Raw genomic sequence first — 18028 nt, forward strand, 5'->3', positions numbered from 1 at the left:
CTCGCTCTCAAAGTGAGCCTTTCAACCCACGAGGGTGTTTTTTGAAAGTCATCTTGCCCCAATGAATTCTTAAAGTATAGTTGGACAACGATTTCGTTGAGGGGAACGACATGGACACGATTCTCGATGCCGCTAAGTATCTTAATAGTGCGATCACGCTTCTTCCCCGAAATTCTGAAATACCAGACAGGTTCAACAAGGCGAGCCAAACGAGCTTTGGTGATTTTGTTGATCTCTGGAACGGGTTTAATTCTTTCATAAGTCCAATTGCAGAACAGCATGCGAGAATAGGCGATCGCATGCAATATACGGTACTGCATAATTTCTATGTGTTTTTTCAGATGTACGGGAACCGGTTCCAGACAACGCTTGATTCCGTCAACCGCGAACTTGCACTGAGCGGAAATGCAATCGAATACGAAGAGTTCAAGGAAGAGGCGCTGAAGATCCTGCGCCTTGTTGCGGAAACGAACAGGACTTACGTTCTCGGCGGAGTGGCCCTTAGAAACTTGCTTCTGGCCGTTGAAAAAGACAACGGCGACGTTGCCGCTTTTCTCAACCAGCCGATCGAAACCAAGATTTTCGTTGCCCCGGAAGCCGATCTTCAGGCGACGCTCAAGTTCCGGCAGGAGCGCCGGGCGGATGCCGCTCCCACCTACACAGTCCTTGGCGCTGGAACGGCGATGGCAAAATTCCAAGGACGGTCCCTGATTAGGGTGCCGTTCTCATCCGAGCTTTTCGACGCCAAGCCGTTGATGGATCTTCCCGGGTTTCTCGACGGAGCAGAGTTGAGTTCTGAGCGCGGCGGTATCGATATCCCGATCGGTGAGGATTGGGGGATCAATATCGACGGAGGATTTTCAGATCCGCATATCAATATCTCCATTTATTACGACGGCGACTGGGATTCAGACTTAGAGGCGGTCGTCGAGGCCATCGGTGGGGCCATCAGCGACGCATTCGGCTGCGGCTACTGATATGCCCCTTAAATTGTCGGCGTTCTTGCTGGGGTTGGGCTTGTCGCTACCAGGGTCGGGCTTGGCCCAACCCGTTCCAGAGAGGGTGGTTGTTTTTACCAAGCCAAAATGCCAGGCGACCTCGGCGAAACCTGCAGATGTCTTCTGCAAGTCGATCGATGATTGGAGGGCAACATTTCAGTCCAATCTCCCGCTCGCGCAAAAACTGGAGGGATTGCTAACAGATCCGAAGACTAGCACGCTCAACGTGATCTCGTTCTATCTCCGAGAGCCGTTCGGAACCGTGCTTGCCAATGCCTATAAGATTGCACACCCACAAATGCTGATCGTTAGCGATGTCGATAGCCTGAAGGTCGTTCAGGAGACGCTGCAGAAGCAGGTTTCGATCGACGACATGAGGGCGGACATGCGTTTCATCCCGACGGAGCAGGCTGGAACGGAAGACGAGGATCTCTCGGTCCATGCGAAGATTGCCATGATCGGACAGGCCGGGTCGCCTTGGTATTCGATCATCTTCACAAGTGACAATTTCAATATATCGACCGCATTCGCCTCGACGGTGGCGAAAAACGCAAACAGTGCAAATTTCGAAAACTATAATTTCATCACCGACTTGGCGACCTCTGCGATCGTCAAGGCGCATCAATGCATGTTCGACGCCATCGGCAATCTGAACACCTCCAAGCCATTTAGCCTGCAGGACGTCGGAGTGGCCTATGAGTTTTGCGTTTTTCATCGCAAGGCTAGAGCCGAGCTGTCCGACCCCGCCCGCTTCTATCTTTTGCCGTACGACGTCGATCGGGCGCTGACGGACATCGCTTATCAGGCCGGCAAGTCGGAGGAGATCGATGTCGCAGGCTACAATGCCGGCAATCCCTGTCTGGCGAGCCTCTTGAAGGGCGCGCTTGCTGAGGGAAAGAAGGTTCGGCTGGTTACCGACGACGACGTCTGCCAACAATTGCCGCCCAAGGATGGGCAGTGGTATTCCGACCTTGAACAGGCCGGTGCGGAGCTCAGGTTCATGCAGACGAATGGCGACGGCTTTAGCCCGCTTTCGAACAGGTTTCACCACAAGTTCATGGTCTTCAAGCAAGGAGATCGGGCTTCGGTTCTCTCAGGGTCCGCCAACTTTACATGCGCAGCCTTCTCGAAGAACCTCGAAGCATCCTACGTCCTGTCGGACAAGAACATGACACGTGTCTATTCTGCGGCATTCGATGATTACTGGCAGAAGCAGGCGCGCCTAAGGGATGAGGTTCAGCCGTGTCGGTGAAATCCGCATTCACACTTGTTGCAGCATCTCTGGCCGCGTTGGTACTTACATCCGTTGCCGTTGCGCTGCAGCTCAACAATACCGCTGGCTGCTCGTTGGAGCTGGTCCAGAACGACGGGATGGAGCCTCAGCCGGGTGCACATTCCAACGAGATGGTCAGCCGCATTGTCGCGCTCATAGACTCCGCGCGGTCGACCTTGGTCGTCGCGGCTCACGAGATCGACCATCCGGTAATCATCGACGCTTTGAAAAAAGCGGCAGCACGCGGGGTTTCTGTCAGGGTCTATACCGATGCAAAGGATGTGCTCCAAAAGGTTGAACTGGACCCCGATAACGGCCAGTTGGGGCGATCCGTGGGCCAACGGATCAATCTCGAGCGCCTGATGCGCGGAACCGACGGCATCAATGGAACCTCAGACGATATTCTCATTCAGGCGGAGTCGCCCATAGAGGCAGTTGTACGCGAAACCGGGGCCAGGATCCGCGCCGGTCTGCCGATCGCGCCGGAAGGCCTTGCCAGGACCTCATACAAGGTCGCTGCGTTTACCCTTGTCGAGACGCCGATCATTGCTCCGGGTATCGTTCGCCGGGCAACCCCGACGGGGCAGCTACCGACGTTCCGGGCCCCCGCGACGACACGGATGCACCACAAGTTCATCATTGCTGACGATGAAAATGGGGTGACCGGCTCATTCAATTTCACGGTGTCCGGAGCAGAAGGGTCTCAGTTTGACGCTCTGGCAGGTGCGGAATTGGGGCACCGCCAGCAGATGATTTTCTTTGACAACCCGCTCATGGCGAAGGGTTACGTCAGGTATTTCGACGCGCTTTGGGGCGGCTCAAGCGGGCCGCCATCCATCGACGCTGGCTTGACCGAGCCCGCTCCAGGCTCGCTGGATTTCGAGGTGACGAACTGCGGATTTCCGGTGCGGGTGATGTTTTTTCCGAACAGGAAGGCTGCCGCTTCGCTGATCGAGGAGATCAAAAAGTCGTCCTCCAGCGTTCAATTCGAATTTTTCGCATTCGAAGACGAAAAATTCATTCGCGCGATCTACGAGCAGGCTGTCGACAAGAAGATCGAAGTCCGAGGCATCATTGACGAACGCTTCTATTCGGCCTTTGCCGACGTTGTCCGGTCGAAGCTCGGTCCGGAGGCGGACGAATTTTTCCTCAGCGCTCTCAATGGCGAGCCCCGCGTTGAAAAGTCCAGGCTGTTTCGTCTGCTCCACTCAAAGACGATGATCATCGACGGTGCCGGTGGTGCGAACCCGATGGTGATCACCGGAAGTGCAAACTTTTCAATCAACGCTTTCGAGCATAATCGGGAGAATATCGTGCTTCTTAAGAGCCTCCCGATTTCAAGTCAGTTCGTTCGTCAGCTTCGACTCTTTGCAAATGCAAGCCGGGTAAACCGTGCCGGCTATTGTTCGGCCCTGCAAAGGCCGGAGGATCCGGATCCCCCGAGTGAGCCCACATCGCTGATTGAAGATGATTAGATCCGAGCATGATCAGCTCATCTGGCGGACAGGCCGAGGGCCGTTCGTCGAGGAAATAACTCTTCACTTCTGGCCGGAATTTTGGCGTGAAAGACTGGTGGCTGTGCTTGATCGGAGCCGAGGCGCCGTTCGTCAACCATTCAGATTGAGCCGAACGGGCGACCGGGATTGACCTTGCTTCTCTCGCCATTGCGGGACCGATATCAAGAGGCGGACATGCCAAGGATCAATGACGCAACAGGAAGCATTATACAGAACGCTTGCAGCAACACCGCAACAAAACCGTTGCGATTCAAGCGATATTGTCCTCAATGATACTATCATGGGATGCGGTGAGGGGTGCTCATGAACTATAAAACAATCCCGCTTAACAAGCTTCTGGTGAATCGTGCGAACGATCGACATGGCGAACTCGACAATGAAGCGACAGCCATCGGCTGGCTCTTTTCGCATCATCTCGCACAGATGCGAAAGCTGGCTCAAGACATAGTCTCCACCGGCGGGATATACGAGCCGCCCTTGGTCTACGATGAGGGAGACAACTTTATTGTCTTTGACGGCAACAGACGGACAACCTGTCTCAAGCTCTTGGCTTCGCCCAAACGCGCGCCGAGCATAGAGCTTCAGGACTTCTTCAAAGAGCTTCGCTCTCGATGGCAAGGCGCATTTCCGGCAAGCGTAATGTGCCGGGTCGAATCCGACAGAGACCGGATCGACGAGATTCTTTTCAGGCGTCATACCGGAAGCCAAGGCGGCGTCGGCCAAAGCAATTGGGATGACCGTATGAAGGCCACCTTTATCAACCGGACGGGCAAGGGCGGCAAGCTCAACGTCGCAGACGAAGTCGAGGACAGGCTCAGGTCGGCGGGCCTTCTACCGAAACATGGCCGCATTCCAAGGAGCAATCTCAATCGGCTGCTTTCCGCTGAAGCTTTCCGGAATCGCGTTGGGATTTCAACGGCCAAAGGTCGCTTCGAATTCACGCGCACGGAGGGTGTGGCTCTCAATGCGTTGGCGCGTATTGCTGACGATTTGGCTCACCGCCGCAAGACACTCGACGACGTTTGGGACGTTGACCGGAAGTCTGAATACCTCGACGAGTTGGAGAACGAAGGTATTCTGCCAACGGCTGCTGACGCATTGATAGCAACGGCCACGCGCACGGCGGCGACCGCCCCTACGAACAGTGCGCCAAATCTGAACAGGGCGGCGACGATCTCGTCTGCCCCAACCGACTTGAAGCCGCAACGGCGCACCACACTCATACCGCATGTGGATTATGGCGTGGCATGGGCTGGTCGGCTTCAGCGCCCAAGAGCGATATGGGAGGAACTTCAGTACAAATTGAAGTTGGATGAGCACCCAAACGCGATTGCTGTCTTATGCCGGGTGCTTCTGGAACTCTCAGTAGACAATTACATCGACAAATCCGGGCTCGTCACGGCGGCGGAAAACGATCCGCTCGTCAAAAAATTGGTTGCGGCGGCAGAAAACTTGCTCGCCCAGGGAAAGATCGCCAAACGCTACGTCGAGGTCGTACGCAAGGCGCGGAATATGGATGCCATCGTCTCGGTCGATACGCTCAACAAATATGTGCATTCGTCGAATCTTGCGCCGACCGCCGATCACTTGACAGCTCTTTGGGACACGTTTTCGGACCTCGTGGTGCATTGCCTGAATGAGTAGCGGTCCAGATCAAGCAATGCCCGCTCCCTTGCCAACGCGCAGGCGAACCCGGTTTCTCAAGAGGCATGTTGTCGCTTCTGATCATCATGGATTCATTGGACGGATCTTTGATCTTGGGATCGTGTCGCTAAACTTCGATACCTATGAGGAACTCGCCCGCTTTCCCGATTGCAAATACGCGGTCGATACAGGTGAATGGGTCAGGAACCTGTGCGACCGTATGGAATCTCTGAACCTCGTCGGGGACATGCTTTGGCTCGACCCTGTGCCCAAGTCGTTCAAGCAAATGCCGATCACCCGCTATGAGTGGCTGACCATCTCGACAGATGTCTTCCTGGTTCGCTATGTGTCTGTCATCGATTGTGCGCTTCTTCTCGTCAATCAGGTCTGTCAGGCGGGGCTGACACGCAGAGCCTGCACTATCGACAAGATTGCAAAAGCTGGAATCACCCCTGCTATCGTTGAACAGCTCAAGATCATGATGGATGAACAAGAGCAAATCCGCATTGAGAGAAATGCGCGAATTCATCATGGTATCGAGAGGCGCTTCACAGACGACGACCAGACATTCAAGACTGCCTCTCTCTTCGCCGACAGATACCACGGAATAAGGGGCAAGGACATGTTCGATCGAAAGATCGATGTCGACTTGTCATTTCGCGAAGGCCTTGTCGGAATGCAGCGCGATTTCAACTTGCATGTCCGCAAGCTCGAGCATCAGCTCGATAACCTCTATCATTTGCTTTGGGATGAATTCGAGGACCGATTTGGCCCGCTCATTGCTGCGGCGACGCATGGTCTAAATGCAGGAGCTAGGAAGTGAAGATGCGACGCCGTCAACGCGCATTCTCAAAAGGGGTTCGCCCCGCTTGAGTGACGAATCTCCCATCAGACCTGGACAGCTTCGTCAGCTAGTCAACGAAGAGAGCGACGCAAACGTCGCTCGGATCCACTACTGCTATCAACTCGGGTCGACGTTCACCAATCTCGCCTTGATGGAAAGTATGTCGCTTTGCTCTTAAAGGCGAGATGAGAGCTTCAACGAAATTAAAGGCGTTTCTTTGTCTCTAAATCTGATATTTTGCCTTTAAATTTGAGATTTTGCCCCTAAACTTGAGATGGGGTTCACAGGGGACCGGCGGCTGGCTGCTATGGATAGGGAAGGGGAGCACACCGGGATAATCGGTGCTGAAACCGCGCGCAGAGCGGCGGTCTTACGGCCACTTGTTCAGGATTATCTTTCTGGCAAGGGCAGTTTGGAGAGTGGCATCCATGATGCAGTTTGGGAGTTGGGCGTAAGCAGGGCAACGGTTTGGCGTTGGATACGGCGCCTTGCCGAGGACGGCGGGCGGACCAGTGCGTTGGTGCCGAAGAAGCGTGGCCGCCGTACAGGCGCAACGGTCATATCTAGCGAGATCGAGACGCTCATTGAAGAATATCTTCGTCGCTACTACTTGCGACGGGAACGAGCGAGCCTGTCGCGGGTGGTGTCGGAGATCAGGATGGCCTGTGGTGAACTCGGGCTACAAGCGCCAACGCGGCGAACAATTCAGCGACGTCTTGATGCGATGGATGAGCGTGAGGTCATGAAGGCAAGAGAGGGCGCAAAGGTAGCACGTCAAAGGTTTGCGCCGGTAACAGGTAAAAACAGGGCCGAACTACCTCTGGATGTCGTTCAGATCGACCATACGCTTGCGGATATCGTCCTTGTCGACAGTTTTGAACGCGCACCAATCGGGCGTCCCTGGGTGACTCTTGCGATCGATATCGCAACGCGGATCGTCAACGGCTACTACGTCAGCTTCGATGCGCCCTCGCGTCTTTCGGTGGCACTTTGCCTTACCCGGGCGGTGACGCCGAAGGCAGAATTACTCTCCGACATCGGCTGCAATGCCCCTTGGCCAGCACAGGGTAAACCGCGCAGCATCCATGTAGACAACGGCCGTGATTTCCGATCCAAGGCGTTTCAGGCCGCCTGTTTGGAGTGGGGAATTGAGCTTGCCTACAGGCCTCAAGGGAGTCCCCACTTCGGCGGGCACATCGAGCGGCTGATTGGCACGATGATGGGAGCTGTCCATCTATTGCCAGGAACCACGCAATCGTCCGTTGCCGCCAAGGGCAGCTATAAAGCCGAAGTCAACGCGGCAATGACCCTGAGCGAATTCGATAGCTGGTTCGCCCTGGAAATCTGCCGCTACAACAACGGCATTCACTCGAGCCTCGGTTGCACGCCCGTCGCCAAATGGGAGGCTTTGGCCGCGCAGATGTCGAGCGATATTCCCTTCGACATGGATGCGTTTAAGGTGAGCTTCCTGCCAAGCGAACAGCGCCAGGTTAGGCGAGACGGTATCCATCTGTTCGGTATACGCTATTGGTCGGATGTCTTGGCAGGGCACATTGGTCGTAAAGATGGGAAAGTTATCGTGCGGTATGATCCCCGCGATCTTTCGTCGATCTGGGTCGAACTTGAAGGAGGACGTTGTATCGAAGCGCGGTACCGCAACCTGGAGATCCCGCCGGTGTCGCTGCGGGAATATCGCGAGGCCATGCAGAAGGGCCGTGCTTTGGGCAGGAAAGTATCAAATGAGGTAGTACTTGCGCAGTTGATTTATCAGCAACGCCAGATCGCGGATGAAAGCCGCGTGCGGACCAAGGCGGAACGCCGGTCCCGCGAAAGCCAAAATCAATTGAAGGGAGCAGAGCAGACTGATGGATCATCCGACGGGCTGCGCCCCGTAGACACGGGTGATACGTCGCGGCCGCTGTTCAAGGTGGAGAGATGGTGAGGTGAGAGCTGAAGCATCAGGCGAAGACGGTCGCATCGCCCTCATTCAATCGGACATCTGGATCGGATTTCCTCGCGCGGAAAGTGTCTTTGACAGATTGCAGTTTCTTCTCGAAGCGCCGAGGCAGACACGCATGCCAGGTCTTCTCGTCCATGGCGCCTCAGGCATCGGCAAGACGATGATCGCCCGGAATCTCTCGCGCAGGTACGCCCCGGAATATGATGCGATCGCAGGCATAACCCATACACCGCTTCTGCTGTTGCAGGCGCCGCCGGCTCCTGACGAGCGGCGATTCTACCTGCACATCCTCGCTGCCGTCGGTGCACCAGCCACGGCGTTGGGCATACGCGCGCAGAGTGTCGCCGCTCTCGAGGTCCGTGTCATTGCTCTGCTGCGCGACCTCGGTTTGCGGATGATTATGGTCGACGAAGTCCACAATCTATTGGCGGGTACACATCGCGAACAACGCCGTTTCCTCAATGTCCTGCGTTACCTCAGCAATGAACTGGAGGCGTCGCTGGTCTGTTTCGGGGTTAGCGAGGCAGTCGATGCAATCCGCGGCGACGTTCAGTTGGCCCGGCGTCTCGATGAGCATCACTTGCCAAACTGGCGTGACGACGCCGAATTCTCGGATATGATCCAGACCCTTATCGCGGCGATGCCACTCGCGAAGAAATCCAATCTAAAAATTAAATCCCTCAAGCAGATATTGGCGCTGTCCGGTGGAGTAACCTCGCGCATCTTCTCTTTGGTCAAGGATCTTTCCATCGATGCCATCTGCTCGGGCGAAGAATGCATCACCGATGGCGCGATCGCCACGTGGTCTCCCGTCTGGTCGCGTCATGCGCCTGCGCAACGGCGGCTGGAGCAGGCAGGCCCCTAAACTGCGCCCTCTGCCAAAAACTGTCATGCCTATCCAAGACGAGTTGCTTTCTGGCTGGCTTAGAAGGCTTGCAACTGCCAACTACTGCGATTTAGTCGACCTTCTGGCGCACGTTGGCCTGGATTATCGGTATGCGGTTTCTCTCGATTTCGGGCTCGAAGCAGGTACAGCCGAAAAGATCGCTTCGGCCGCGAGGGTTACTCCTGAACTTGTCCAATCCCTGACCTTTCCGGCATTGAACGATACCGAGGCTGCGCTGACCGCGCTTTTTCCATTCCAAGCCTGTCCGAACTGTACGATGCGCAGCCTCGCACTCAAGCATTGGCGGCGAGCTTGGGCATTCGACTGTGAAATCTGTGGGGCGATGCTCACGCCGACGCTACCCAAGTTGGGCAAGGCCGTCCTGCCTCAAAAATTGCTTCAGCGCGCGCGGACTGGGTCGGTTCTGCTTGAGCAAGCGGTAATGCAGAACAGCATCCGCCAAATCCGACGGGCAATGCGGAGCGTCACCTTTACGATGGCACTAAAGAATGTCCGCGGAGATCCTGCTTCGGCACTGCGGAGCTTCGATCCGGACATTCGCCTTTTCTGTCTTGCCGCGATTGCAGTGGTCCAGAAGCGCCCGCTACTCAAAGCAGCGTTGTTTGCCACTGGTGTCGATGACGTCGCTACGGTCGCCTTGCTCCGAAGTTATCAAAAGGACGACCGCTTGCTCATAACCGTCGACCAGATCGGTCGCCAGATTGAGAACCGACGTCGCGCCTTTACATCAAATGCTATCGAGCGAAGCTGATTGTCGTCTCGTATTTATGGGCAAAAAGTGGCGTCTGTCGACACGCAACGCGAAAAATCTCGGAATTAAAGGCAAAGCGACATTCGGCGAAGCCATCACCGCCCAACGCGAATCCGGGCTTTCCCTTGATGAAGCCGTAACCGCTATCACAAGTTGGGAAGAACTCATTCAAGCAACAGCGTCGGTGAAAGCGGTCAAAAGACCCCGCGGCGAGGACGACCTGATCACCTACTTGCCTGCTCAATATGTCCGCATCCGGCGTTTTGCCTCCCCGTTTCTGGCGTCATTCATCTTCGAAGGAAGCCGTCGCGACGCTCAATTCATCGAAGCCATTGTGCAGATGGAAGCTGCCTGGAAGAAAGGCTCCAGATCGGCAGAGCAGCCCTGGGTTCGTAAGGCCCTCTTGCTTGCCAACGCGCGATGGCGCAGGGAAATCGTTGGTGCTGATGATGCGATCGACCGGAAGATGCTGGAACTCTTTCTCATCGTTGAGTTGAAGAACAGGATTGCTGCCGGAGACATATGGATCAGGGGTTCCCGCGCGTACCGCGCGCTCGACGAGCACATGATCTCGCAACAAACCTTTGCTGTCATCAAAGCCGAGGCCCGCATTCCGGTTGCGATCCCGGTCGATGTCGAGAGCTATCTCGCCCAGAAGGCCGAAGCCCTGGATCAGAAACTGCGGGAGGCCGCACGTCGCCTGGAAACGAGCCAGGGCGATACTCGCATCGGTGCCAAAGGACTGCGGGTTCCAGCCGTCAGGACCACGGAGACCGAGGCCGCGCTCATATTTGCGAGACGTGTTGCAGCCACCATGCCGCCGATCCGATTGACGGACCTTGTTGCCGATATCGACCGGATGACCGGCTTCAGTTCCTTGTTCGAGCATCTTCAGACCGGGCGGTCACCGTCGGATTTACGGATATTTTATGCGGCGCTGATCGCCGAAGCCACGAACCTCGGCTTCTCGAAAATGGCGCATGCCTGCCCGGGCATAACACGCCGCCAGCTACAGCAGATGGCAATCTGGCATTTCCGGGAGGAGACCTTCACGCTGGCGCTCGCCAAACTGGTTGAGGCGCAACACTCCGTGCCGTTTTCAACCGTATTCGGCTCGCACGCCGTTTCTTCCTCGGATGGACAGCATATCCATCTTGGCGACGGCGGCGAAGTCGCGGGGGGTGTCAACGGCAGGTATGGAAACAACCCGATTATCAAGCTCTATACTGCAATCTCCGGCCGCTACGCACCGTTCCACACCAAAATCATCGCCGCGACGGCCAGTGAAGCCGTTCATGTGCTCGACGCATTGCTGGAAACCGATGCTGGCCTCAATATTGTCCGCCACCATGTCGATGGTGGCGGCGTCAGCGATCTTGTATTCGCCCTCTGCCATGCTCTCGGCTTCGCCTTCGTGCCACGCATTCCGGATCTCGACGGACGATGCCTCTATGGTTTCGGACCGGCCAAACAATATGGAATTCTTCAGAATGTCATGGGGACCGGATCGACGCCGATCTGATCCGCGCGCATTGGGATGATATCTTGCGTCTGATGACCTCGCTGCGCACCCGCACCGTCAGCGCCTCACTCATGCTGAAGCGGCTTTCGGTAACAACGAGGCAGAGCGGCCTCGCCCAGGCGCTGCGCCAGATGGGCCGGATTGAGCGAACCCTCTTCACCCTCGACTGGATCAACGACGAGCAATTACGCAAGACCACGACGGCTGAATTGAACAAAGGCGAAAGCCGGAACAGCCTCGTGCGGGCGGTCAATCTTCATCGTCTCGGCCGTTTCCGCGATCGCAGCCAAGAAAACCTGTCCATCCGGGCATCTGCGCTCAACTTGGTCGTCACCGCTATCATTCACTGGAACACGATCTACACCGGCCGTGTCGTCGATGCCCTCCGCAACGCAGGACAGGCTATCCCGGATCATATGCTATCCAGCCTGTCGCCGCTCACATGGGAGCATGTGAACCTGACCGGTGATTACCTCTGGGAAGAAAAACCGGCCCTCGATGAAAACGGCTTCCGCGCTATCCCGTTCGCCCAATGATCTGTCTGCCGTATATCTGTGCCCCTTTAATGTTCAGGGGCCATATGTGCAACTCGCGTTTTCCCTCGCCGATGGCGACTGGTGCTATTTCGCAGTGATCTGGCTGCTTGCTGCAAAGCAACTGTCCACGAATGTAGCGCTTAAGGATGCTACTGCACGCGCCAGTGCTCGCGTCGCTATTTCCCTTATACTATCTTGATTAAGTCATGCTCGATCAAGCGTTCCGCAATCGTCTCACGACGGAGTCGGCCATTGCAAGGCATCGCGCTCCGTCGAATGGGAACAATTGCGTGAATGCTCCTAGCAGCTGCTTTTCGATGGCAACCCGCATCATTTTGCGAGCGCGATGCAGCCGCGTCTTGGCGGTTCCCGATTTGATGCCGAGATGCGAGGCGGCCTCTTCGGTGCTCATTCCCTCGACGTCCCGCAGCACGAAGATCGCGCGGAATTCATCGGGCAGCCCGTCGATCGCGCGCTCGAGCAGACGGCGGGTCTCGCTGCGGGAAAACTCGGTTTCGGGGTCCGCGACCGCGAGCGAGGTCGGAAATTGCAGTACCTCGCCACGTCCTGATCCTGCCGTCATGTCGGCTTCCTCCAGTCCGACGCTTGGATGGCTGCGTCGAACGCGTCCGAGCGCCTCGTTGAGTGCGATCCGGGTGAGCCAGGTTGAAAGCTGCGCCTCGCCGCGGAACGAAGCGAGATGGATGAAGGCATGCACATAGGTCGCCTGAACCACGTCTTCCGCCTCCGCGTCGTTGCGGACGATGGCGCGGGCTGACCGAAACAGGCGGCGATTATGGCGCTGCACCAGGGCGCGTATGGCCATCTCGTCGCCCGTCTTGGCGTGAGCGACCAGATCGGCATCGGATAGCGACGTCATGTCCGCGATGTGCCGCGACGCCGTGATGGGAATGCCAACCATGATCGCTCCAATATACTTGTGCAGCCGCTTCCCGGCCTATGGCTTGATATCAAGCGTACCCGTCATCATCGGGTGAAAGCGGCAATAGAAATCCACTTTTCCCGCCTGTTTGACCGTGATGCTTCGCTCCGATTTCGGCGGAAGATCGATATCGAAACTCTTGTCCCGCGCGGTCGCGGTATGGCGGAATATATCATCATTGCGCCAGGTGATCACGTCGCCGGCATGCAATGGCGGCACTGCGCCGAATTGCATATTGGCAATGATGATTTCGCGATTGGCAGTCGCCGCGCCCGCGGGACCTTCAATCGCGAACCCGACGAACGCCAGTGCCGCAAGAATGCGGAAGAGAGGGCGCATGGCGGATCTACTTGACCATCGATGCAAGGTGCTCGGCATGCATCTGGTGCTCCTTGAAGAGCGTCAGACCCGTCTGCAGCAGCGATTTCAGTTCGGCATTTTGGGCCGATGGGATCAGCAGCGTCTCCAGCGCACCGTTGACCTGCTTGTGATATGCGACTTCGTTCTCGACATAGGCCTTGTCGAAGGCTGCGCCATGAAGCTTGGAAAGCTTTGCCAGTTCCGCCTTGGCGGAGGATGTCAGCGATTTGCTGGTGTCGTTGTCTTCAGGCTTGACCTTGAGTTTCTTGAGCAGGGCCAGCGCCTGCTGGTTCACGGCGGCGTGGTCGCGCTCCATGGTCTTGGCGAAGTCCCGAACCTCCGCATTCTTGCTCATCTTCAGAGCCTGCTTGGCCGCGGCAATGTCGATCTCGCCGGCCGTATAGGCGATATGGGCGATCTGCGGATCGGTCGGCTTGTCGGCGGCGTATGATGCAGTCGTAAGCGACACCGCCATCGCCGCTGCCGTGAAAAGTCCCTTGAACATGTTGCTCTCCTATCTTCCAGAGAAAATTCCAGACGCCTCTGGCATCCGAAACAGCCATTGGATGCGGTTCCCGTCGAAAGGTTCCCGAAAATCTTTCTCGATCGCCCGACGCCCATCCGCGGCGTTGCCTTAAACGAGGGAGAGACACTTGGAAAAGCCCCTTCACGGTTGGAAACGAGCCCGCGGTTAAGTCGATGATCTATCGGCCCAAAGGATGGGTATTCATTCGGGTCGCGGTTTCACCCAGATTTACATCTCGCCAGCGAGTGAAAATATGGGTCAGAATGTTGGCAAGCATCAGAGGTGCCAGTTCCTCAGGTCAACCGGGACTGAGCACTGACGTTTGCCCACTTTTTGGCGTCGAGGCGTCACTCCAGTCGGTGCGGCCGAACCTTTGTTTGCTCCGAGTAGTTTTCAGGTGCATTGGGGTCAACGCTCCACACACCTGTAATGGGGTCAAACGCCTGATGCTCGGCTATTCTATATCTGGGACAGGAACAAAAGATCTGGGACAAGAATAAGAGCGTGCAATGTCTGCCTTGTTTGCCTCGCGCCGGGTTGTCGGGCCTTGAACCCATTTATTCGTCGAAAGGTTGCTTGATTCTTGCGTTATGTTTTCGCATTCGATAGCCACAGGGAAGCGCATAAGGGCTTACAACAAGGGAACGGCGCATGATATTTGCTTTTAGATCACCGCTGGCAGCGTCCTCACACAGGCTGAATGACAAAGGCCTGCGATAAGTCCGTGGCAAACCGTACGCCTGCTTCCAACAAACTCAATGTGCTTGTCATCGACGAGAATAGCATTCGGGCATCGATTATCGAACTAGGCCTGCGTGAAGCCGGCTACGATAACGTTACGCTCATTCATGACATGAATGGACTCGCGAGGCGTATCATGGAGATCAATCCCGATGTCATTGTCATAGATATTGAAAATCCAAATCGCGACATGCTGGAAAGCTTCTTCCAGATCTCGCGCGCGGTTAAGCGGCCGATCGCAATGTTCGTCGACAAATCGGACGAGGCATCCATAGAAGCCGCCGTAGAGGCGGGGGTTTCCGCCTATGTCGTTGACGGCCTCAAGCAAGAGAGGGTGCGACCGATCCTCAAGATGGCGATCAGCCGTTTCAACGCGTTTTCGCGACTCAATCGCGAACTGGAAGAGGCACGAAGTCAGCTTGAAAGTCGCAAGCTCATCGATCGTGCCAAGCATCTGCTGATGCGTTCGCGCGGGCTGTCGGAAGAAGAGGCATATTCTCGACTACGGCGGACGGCGATGAATGAGAACCGAAAAATCGAGGAAATTGCGCAAAGCCTGGTTATCGCCGCCAGCCTCTTCGATCCTGGAGCCGACGAATGATGAAATATGAAATCACCGCTGGTTTCGTTCCGCTCCTGGACAGCGCACTTCTTATCGTCGCCAAAGAGAAAGGCTTCGCGCAAGAGCAGGCGATTAATCTCAATCTTGTTCGTGAGCGCTCATGGGCAACTATTCGTGATCGGCTGGCGGTCAGTCAATTCGACGTGGCTCACATTCTTGCCCCGTTGCCGATCGCTTGCAATCTTGGGCTCATGGCGCCACGGCTCCAGATGATCGTGCCAATGGCGCTTGGTCTTGGCGGAAACGCCGTCACCGTGTCAAAGAATCTCTGGCGCGAGATGGTTGATCACGGTGCCATCAACGATCTTGACGCACGGGAAAGCGGAATCGCGCTGCGACAAGTGATCCGCCGTCGCAGCGACAAGCTTCGTTTCGCCGTGGTGCATCCCTATTCCGGTCATAACTATGAACTATGCTATTGGCTGTCGGCAAATGGCATCGACCCTGATCGGGATATTGAGATCATGGTCTTACCGCCGCCCGATATGGGCGACGCGCTTTTCTCCGGGATGATAGATGGCTATTGCGCTGGCGAACCATGGAACACATTCGGTGTTCTGGACCGCGGCGGTCGTCTCGTGACGGTCAAGGCGGCGATTTGGAAGTCCAGTCCCGAAAAAGTACTGGGCGTTCATGCGCGCTGGGCTGAGGCAAACCCTGAAGCCCTGGCCGCCCTGCTCAAGGCCCTCCACGGTGCGTCGCTCTGGTGCTCCCGCCCCGAAAATCACGGCGAGCTGTCGCGGCTCCTTTCAAAGCCCACCTATGTCGACCGCCCGGTTGAGCTTTTAATGCCGGCGCTGAGCGGTATCCTACCCATCGGTGATGGCGAAACGCGAGCCGTACGGGACTTCTTCGTGCCGCATGCCAAGGCGGCGACCTTCCCCTGGAAAAGCCATGCCCTCTGGTTTTACACGCAGATGGTTCGATGGAAGCATATCGAACATAGTGATCGCCATCAGCAGATCGCCGGCAGCACCTACAGGCCCGATCTCTATCGAAATGCGCTGGCGGCATTGAATGTCGCAATGCCCTCGGCCAGCTCAAAGGTGGAAGGCGCTCTGCTTGCTGAAACGCCCGTCGGCTCGAGCCGCACTTTGACTTTGGGTCCCGATGGCTTTTTCGACGGAAGCCTGTTCGATCCCGATGAGGTGGAAGCCTACATCGCCGCGCAGACGAGGTCATAGCGTGTGCCTATTTTGTGCGCATTGCACAATTATTGACAGGTTTGTTGCGGCCGATCTGGCCATTGCAGCAATCCATTTGCGGGCTCTCTTTTTTATAATCGTTTAAAAACAACGGTATAATCAATCTGGCATGGTGCTTGCTTCGTAATGGGCAGGCCTTGAGCCACGATCTTGGCGTCTAACGACGGGCGCCTCCAGCAAAGCCGCTGATCAGGAATCCTCGCGCTACAACGATGTGCGCGCGCCCTGACCAGCGGCATTTTTGTTTTCAACTCTAGCTATGGATCGGCACGACCTTGTCGGGCCTCGGAGAAGTCATGTCTGTTCACCAGAGAGCGCAATCCATATCCGCAGGCGAGCCAGCCAAAGCATTGTGGATCTCCACAATTGCTTTCACCCTCTGTTTCGCGGTCTGGACGATTTTTGCGATCATTGGCATTCGCATCAAGCAGGATCTCGGCCTTACCGAAGCCGAGTTCGGATTGCTAGTCGGTACGCCGGTTCTCACCGGATCGATTGTGCGCATCGTGCTCGGCATTTGGACGGGCCGTTACGGTGGCCGTCTTGTCTATACAGTCACGATGCTGGCCGCGGCAGCGGCAACTTTTCTTTTATCCTATGCGACGACTTACCCGCAGATGTTGATCGCGGGTCTTGGAGTCGGCCTCGCCGGCGGCTCATTCGCGGTTGGCGTTGCCTATGTCTCGCCGTTCTATCCACCTGAGAAGCAGGGGACGGCACTTGGTATCTTTGGAGCCGGCAATGTCGGTGCCGCAGTCACTAAGTTTGCGGCTCCCTTCGTCCTGATTGCATGGGGATGGCAGGCCGTCGCCGAGATCTGGGCGCTGGTGCTCGCTGCAATGGCGATCATTTTTTGGTTCACCACGACAGACGATCCGGCTTTCCGTGCTCGCCACGATCGTAAGCTCCCGTCCAAAAGCCTGCTGCAGGAATTCGCGCCACTGAAGAATGCGCAGGTCTGGCGGTTCTCGCTCTACTACTTCTTCGCCTTTGGCGGCTTCGTTGCCCTGTCGCTTTGGCTTCCTCGCTATTTGGTCGGCGTCTACGGCTTCAACCTCGAGGTCGCCGGCATGGTGGCCGCCGCCTACTCGATCCCCGGCAGCATTTTCCGGGCTTTCGGAGGGATACTTTCCGATAAAAAGGGCGCACGGAGCGTCATGTACGTCATGCTGGCAGTGTCGGCGGTTGCGACGCTGGTCCTTTCGTTGCCGGCTGCGCCTGCATCCGGCTTCGCCTTCGCCTTCGGAGTGACGCCTCCAGTCTTCATCGCGGTCATCTTCGTTCTCGGCTTCTTCATGAGCCTCGGCAAGGCGGCCGTCTATAAGCATATCCCTGCCTATTACCCGGAGAATATCGGCGCTGTCGGCGGCATCGTCGGCATGATGGGCGGTCTTGGAGGCTTCATCCTGCCTTTCGCTTTCGGCTTGCTCGAGGACCTGACTGGACTTTGGTCGAGCTGTTTCCTGCTGTTGTTTGCGATCGTCGCGATTTCGCTCATCTGGATGCACCTCTCTATTCGGCGACTTGAGCGCCGCGGGCTCTCTATGCCCGCCGTGACCGCCGCCTGATCTCAAGGACTTGGAACTATGACCCAGAAACTCGTCATTATCGGCAACGGCATGGCGCCAGGGCGCATGCTGGAACATCTTCTGGAAAAGGCGCCTGATCTTTACCAGGTC

At 56.3% G+C, this 18028-nt stretch carries 14 protein-coding genes and 1 pseudogene; 12 read left to right on the forward strand and 3 right to left on the reverse strand.

Features of this window, described 5'->3' with window-relative positions; translation table 11 throughout:
- Window positions 1–110: 110 nt before the first annotated feature.
- From ACYJRZ_RS29585 to ACYJRZ_RS29625, 9 genes and pseudogenes are all read left to right on the forward strand, one after another.
- Window positions 111–977, forward strand: coding sequence for a hypothetical protein (locus ACYJRZ_RS29585; protein WP_459464776.1), 867 nt, complete (start codon window positions 111–113; stop codon window positions 975–977).
- Between the two features lie 214 nt (window positions 978–1191).
- Window positions 1192–2250 (forward strand): phospholipase D family protein, encoded by a 1059-nt coding sequence (locus ACYJRZ_RS29590; RefSeq protein WP_459464778.1) that lies wholly within the window; start codon window positions 1192–1194, stop codon window positions 2248–2250.
- Window positions 2241–3746 carry a phospholipase D-like domain-containing protein gene (locus ACYJRZ_RS29595; RefSeq protein ID WP_459464780.1) on the forward strand — a complete coding sequence of 502 codons (1506 nt, stop codon included), beginning with the start codon at window positions 2241–2243 and terminating at the stop codon, window positions 3744–3746. Before ACYJRZ_RS29590 ends, ACYJRZ_RS29595 begins: the two co-directional genes overlap by 10 nt.
- Before the next feature lie 345 nt (window positions 3747–4091).
- A complete protein-coding gene (locus tag ACYJRZ_RS29600) occupies window positions 4092–5432 on the forward strand; it encodes a hypothetical protein (RefSeq protein ID WP_459464782.1) in 1341 nt (446 codons plus the stop codon).
- Window positions 5425–6255 carry a hypothetical protein gene (locus tag ACYJRZ_RS29605; RefSeq protein ID WP_459464784.1) on the forward strand — a complete coding sequence of 277 codons (831 nt, stop codon included), beginning with the start codon at window positions 5425–5427 and terminating at the stop codon, window positions 6253–6255. Before ACYJRZ_RS29600 ends, ACYJRZ_RS29605 begins: the two co-directional genes overlap by 8 nt.
- A gap of 541 nt (window positions 6256–6796) precedes the next feature.
- On the forward strand, window positions 6797–8218 hold the full coding sequence (locus ACYJRZ_RS29610) for a transposase (RefSeq protein ID WP_459464803.1): 1422 nt from the start codon (window positions 6797–6799) through the stop codon (window positions 8216–8218).
- 1 nt (window position 8219) lies between these two features.
- On the forward strand, window positions 8220–9101 hold the full coding sequence (locus tag ACYJRZ_RS29615) for a TniB family NTP-binding protein (protein ID WP_459464786.1): 882 nt from the start codon (window positions 8220–8222) through the stop codon (window positions 9099–9101).
- Window positions 9061–9894 carry a TniQ family protein gene (locus ACYJRZ_RS29620; RefSeq protein ID WP_459464788.1) on the forward strand — a complete coding sequence of 278 codons (834 nt, stop codon included), beginning with the start codon at window positions 9061–9063 and terminating at the stop codon, window positions 9892–9894. Before ACYJRZ_RS29615 ends, ACYJRZ_RS29620 begins: the two co-directional genes overlap by 41 nt.
- A gap of 859 nt (window positions 9895–10753) precedes the next feature.
- Window positions 10754–11952: pseudogene (locus tag ACYJRZ_RS29625) on the forward strand (Tn3 family transposase).
- 214 nt (window positions 11953–12166) lie between these two features.
- Here the strand turns inward: ACYJRZ_RS29625 and ACYJRZ_RS29630 are convergent.
- The 3 genes from ACYJRZ_RS29630 to ACYJRZ_RS29640 are packed head-to-tail and all read right to left on the reverse strand — an operon-like array spanning window position 12167 to window position 13760.
- Complete coding sequence (locus ACYJRZ_RS29630; RefSeq protein WP_459464790.1) at window positions 12167–12874, reverse strand: RNA polymerase sigma factor; 708 nt, start codon at window positions 12872–12874, stop codon at window positions 12167–12169.
- A gap of 36 nt (window positions 12875–12910) precedes the next feature.
- Window positions 12911–13234, reverse strand: a complete 324-nt coding sequence (locus tag ACYJRZ_RS29635; RefSeq protein WP_459464791.1) for a cupredoxin domain-containing protein — start codon at window positions 13232–13234, stop codon at window positions 12911–12913.
- Window positions 13235–13241: 7 nt separating this feature from the next.
- On the reverse strand, window positions 13242–13760 hold the full coding sequence (locus tag ACYJRZ_RS29640; protein WP_459464793.1) for a DUF4142 domain-containing protein: 519 nt from the start codon (window positions 13758–13760) through the stop codon (window positions 13242–13244).
- A gap of 721 nt (window positions 13761–14481) precedes the next feature.
- Between ACYJRZ_RS29640 and ACYJRZ_RS29645 the strand changes: the two genes are divergently transcribed.
- The 3 genes from ACYJRZ_RS29645 to ACYJRZ_RS29655 all read left to right on the forward strand — a co-directional run bounded on the left by ACYJRZ_RS29645 (window position 14482) and on the right by ACYJRZ_RS29655 (window position 17917).
- On the forward strand, window positions 14482–15123 hold the full coding sequence (locus tag ACYJRZ_RS29645; protein ID WP_113349565.1) for an ANTAR domain-containing response regulator: 642 nt from the start codon (window positions 14482–14484) through the stop codon (window positions 15121–15123).
- A complete protein-coding gene (locus ACYJRZ_RS29650) occupies window positions 15123–16328 on the forward strand; it encodes a CmpA/NrtA family ABC transporter substrate-binding protein (RefSeq protein WP_459464805.1) in 1206 nt (401 codons plus the stop codon). Before ACYJRZ_RS29645 ends, ACYJRZ_RS29650 begins: the two co-directional genes overlap by 1 nt.
- Before the next feature lie 317 nt (window positions 16329–16645).
- Window positions 16646–17917 (forward strand): MFS transporter, encoded by a 1272-nt coding sequence (locus tag ACYJRZ_RS29655; protein ID WP_459464795.1) that lies wholly within the window; start codon window positions 16646–16648, stop codon window positions 17915–17917.
- Window positions 17918–18028: the final 111 nt, after the last annotated feature.

It is taken from the genome of Rhizobium sp. No.120, assembly GCF_054558365.1.

Coding starts and splice junctions, on each gene's coding strand:
- ACYJRZ_RS29630 (WP_459464790.1), bottom strand. CDS start 12,874: ATGGTTGGCATTCCCATCACGGCGTCGCGGCACATCGCGGACATGACG.
- ACYJRZ_RS29620 (WP_459464788.1), top strand. CDS start 9,061: ATGCGCCTGCGCAACGGCGGCTGGAGCAGGCAGGCCCCTAAACTGCGC.
- ACYJRZ_RS29640 (WP_459464793.1), bottom strand. CDS start 13,760: ATGTTCAAGGGACTTTTCACGGCAGCGGCGATGGCGGTGTCGCTTACG.
- ACYJRZ_RS29585 (WP_459464776.1), top strand. CDS start 111: ATGGACACGATTCTCGATGCCGCTAAGTATCTTAATAGTGCGATCACG.
- ACYJRZ_RS29655 (WP_459464795.1), top strand. CDS start 16,646: ATGTCTGTTCACCAGAGAGCGCAATCCATATCCGCAGGCGAGCCAGCC.
- ACYJRZ_RS29605 (WP_459464784.1), top strand. CDS start 5,425: ATGAGTAGCGGTCCAGATCAAGCAATGCCCGCTCCCTTGCCAACGCGC.
- ACYJRZ_RS29645 (WP_113349565.1), top strand. CDS start 14,482: ATGACAAAGGCCTGCGATAAGTCCGTGGCAAACCGTACGCCTGCTTCC.
- ACYJRZ_RS29600 (WP_459464782.1), top strand. CDS start 4,092: ATGAACTATAAAACAATCCCGCTTAACAAGCTTCTGGTGAATCGTGCG.
- ACYJRZ_RS29650 (WP_459464805.1), top strand. CDS start 15,123: ATGAAATATGAAATCACCGCTGGTTTCGTTCCGCTCCTGGACAGCGCA.
- ACYJRZ_RS29635 (WP_459464791.1), bottom strand. CDS start 13,234: ATGCGCCCTCTCTTCCGCATTCTTGCGGCACTGGCGTTCGTCGGGTTC.